Source organism: Mycobacterium sp. TH-M11 (genome assembly GCF_057473725.1).
In genome coordinates this window covers 1-2,801 of record NZ_JBYCLD010000298.1, presented here as the reverse complement: position 1 = coordinate 2,801, position 2,801 = coordinate 1, and the positions used below count along the sequence as shown (strand labels likewise).

Below are 2,801 nucleotides of genomic sequence, written 5' to 3'. Positions count from 1 at the left end.
TCCAGATCCGATCTTTCTCGCCGTAGCGTTGCTCCCAGTGGTCGCGGGCAGACTGTTCGGTTTCAGGCATGTCAACGAGCTTGACGACGCGATGAGCTGGATATCGCGCTGGCTGGGGGCCAGTGTTCCGCTGTCGGGTGAGCCACTGTTCCGGTTGGGACTGGGCCACCGTGGCGGTGCGGGCTGAGCCGTGGCGCCGGTTCTGATCTTGTTGCGTGGGACCTTCGTCGGGTCTGTGCCATTGGGGCATGGGCGTGACGAAAGGAGTCGCCTTTCATGGTCGACTACAAGCAAATCCTTCGGCTTCGTGCCGAGGGTGTGTCCCAGCGTGGCATCGCTGATGCGTTGGGCTGTTCGCGGAACACGGTAGCGACGGTGTTCGCCGCGGCGAACACAGCTGGGGTGGGTTTTGGGCAGGTGGCGGACCTTGAGGCGTTCGAGGTCCGCCACCTGCTGCTGCCCGAGCCGACCAAGCCCGACTCTGATCGGGCCGCACCGGATTTCGAGCATGTGCACCGTGAGCTGGCCCGCCCGTCGGTGACGTTGCTGCTGCTGTGGAACGAGTACGTGGCGAAGTGCCGGGAGACCGGCGAGGTGCCGTATCAGTATTCGTTCTTCAACGAACAGTACCGCCGCTGGGTGAAGGCGACGGGCGCCTCGATGCACATCCAGCGCGATCCGGGCGAATCGATCGAGGTCGATTGGGCTGGTGACTCGATGGTCTTCGCCGACCCGGTCACCGGTGAGCCCCTGCAGGCGTGGCTGTTCGTCGCCGCCCTGTCGTACTCGGCGTATGCGTACGTGGAGGCCTTCGCCGATATGACGCTTGCGTCGTGGATTGATGCGCATGTGCACACGTTCGACGCGTTTGGGGGCGTGGCACGGCTGCTCGTGCCCGATAATCTGCGTACCGGGGTGTCGAAGGCCGACCGTTACGAGCCGGCGCTCAACGCGGCGTATGCGCGCATGGCCGAGCATTACGGCACCGTCATCATCCCGGCCAGGGTGCGCCGGCCTCGCGACAAGCCGGTCGTCGAGGGCAGCGTGCGGTTCGTCGCCAACCAGGTCGCCGCGGTACTGCGCAACCGGCGGTTCGTGGGTCTTGCCGAGCTCAACGAGGCGATCTTCGACGAGGTCGCAGAAATCAACGCCCGGCCGTTCCAGAAGCGGGAAGATTCCCGGCACATCGTGTTCGTCCGAGACGAGAAGCCGCTTTTGATCCCACTGCCGCAAATCCCGTTTGAGTTGGCGGATCTACGAAAAGCCAAGGTGGGACCCAACTATCACGTGCAGGTCGACAAGAATTTCTACTCGGTTCCCGCCAAGCTGATCGGCCGGTCGTTGGATGTGCGCATCACCAGCCACACCGTCGAGATCTTCGACGGCACCGAACGCGTCGCCTCCCATCCGCGGCGCAAGGGGGTGCGTGGCCGGTATTGCACCGTGACCTCGCACATGCCCGAGGCGCATCGGAACCGGCTGATCGATTGGACACCGCAACGTTTCGAGCAGTGGGCCGCCACCGTCGGCCCGAACACTGTGGCCGCCATCGACGCGATCCTGGCGTCCCGCAAGATCGTCGAGCAGTCCTTCCGGTCGTGCCTGGGCGTGATGGCGTTGGCCAAAAAACCTGGTGGCATCACCCGGTTGGAAGACACCTGCGGTCGGGCGTTGGCGGCAACACCAGCGCCGTCCTACACGCTGATCAAAAAGCTGTGGGCCGGTTGGAAACCGGTCGACCCGCCACCGCCGCCATCGCTGGGCGACGCGGGTTTCATACGCGGCGCCGACTACTACACCACCGACGGGGGCCAGGCATGATCGACGTCGAAACCCTCACCAGGCTCAAGACAATGCGCCTGTCAGGAATGGCCGAGTACTTCGAAAAACTCGCCGACACGACAGACCTCGGGGCCTTGACCGGGCCGCAGATGGTCAAGCAGGCCGTCGACTGGGAGTACGAGCGCAGGCGAGACAACAAGCTGCACCGGCTTCGCCGCCAGGCCGCTCTGGCCCAGCCCGATGCCGACATCGGCGACATCAAAGCCATGCCCGGACGCGACGTGAACACCGAGCTCATCACCCGGCTCGCCGTCGGCAGCTACCTGGTCAAACATCAAGACGTAATTCTGCAAGGGCCGACCGGGGCCGGGAAAACCTACGTGGCCTGCGCATTGGGCAACAAGGCCTGCCAGCAATACCGCCAAGTGCTCTACCTGTCGGCCAACGAGCTGTTCGACCGGATCACGATCGCCGAACGCACCGACCAGAAGAAGCGCTGCCTCGCCACGCTGGTCAAGGTCGACCTGCTCATCATCGACGACTGGTTCCTCACGACGCCGACGACCCAGCAGGTCCAGCAGCTCCACACCCTGATCGACCGACGCCACAAAACCGCGTCGACGATCTACTGCACCCAACTACCGCCCGGCCAGTGGCACGACCGAATGGACGAAAAGATCCTCGCCGACGCCATCGTCGACCGGATCACCACCAACGCGCACACCACCGTCCTCAACTGCGACGATTCCATGCGTAAACACTTCAACCAGCTCAACTGACCAACGCCAACGGGCGGGCGGCACACCACCGCCCGCCCCAGCGGCGCCACGGCTCAGCCCGCACCGCCACGGTGGCCCAGTCCCAACCGGAACAGTGGCTCACCCGACAGCGGAACACTGGCTCCCGCCGACCGTAATATCCATAACACGTCTCTGGGGTAACACGTCTCTGGGGTGGCACTCTTTTTTTGTTTTGTGACCAGATGCGATATCACCGGCGGATGGTGATATCGCATGTGT

General features: G+C 63.9%; 3 protein-coding genes. All 3 read left to right on the top strand.

The genetic code is table 11. The annotated features are described in order from the left end of the window. Nucleotides 1-187: hypothetical protein (locus AC2VOG_RS12360; RefSeq protein WP_486940188.1), on the top strand; the 187-nt coding region annotated here is incomplete at its 5' end. A gap of 89 nt (nucleotides 188-276) precedes the next feature. After that, entirely contained in the window at nucleotides 277-1,821 is a 1,545-nt protein-coding gene (gene istA / locus AC2VOG_RS12355; protein ID WP_486940187.1) for an IS21 family transposase, read from the top strand. After that, on the top strand, nucleotides 1,818-2,561 hold the full coding sequence (locus tag AC2VOG_RS12350) for an ATP-binding protein (RefSeq protein WP_486940186.1): 744 nt from the start codon (nucleotides 1,818-1,820) through the stop codon (nucleotides 2,559-2,561). Before istA ends, AC2VOG_RS12350 begins: the two co-directional genes overlap by 4 nt. Nucleotides 2,562-2,801: the final 240 nt, after the last annotated feature.

What these genes read in the sequence shown, in the direction of transcription:
- istA (WP_486940187.1), top strand. Translation starts at nt 277, where the DNA reads ATGGTCGACTACAAGCAAATCCTTCGGCTTCGTGCCGAGGGTGTGTCC.
- AC2VOG_RS12350 (WP_486940186.1), top strand. Translation starts at nt 1,818, where the DNA reads ATGATCGACGTCGAAACCCTCACCAGGCTCAAGACAATGCGCCTGTCA.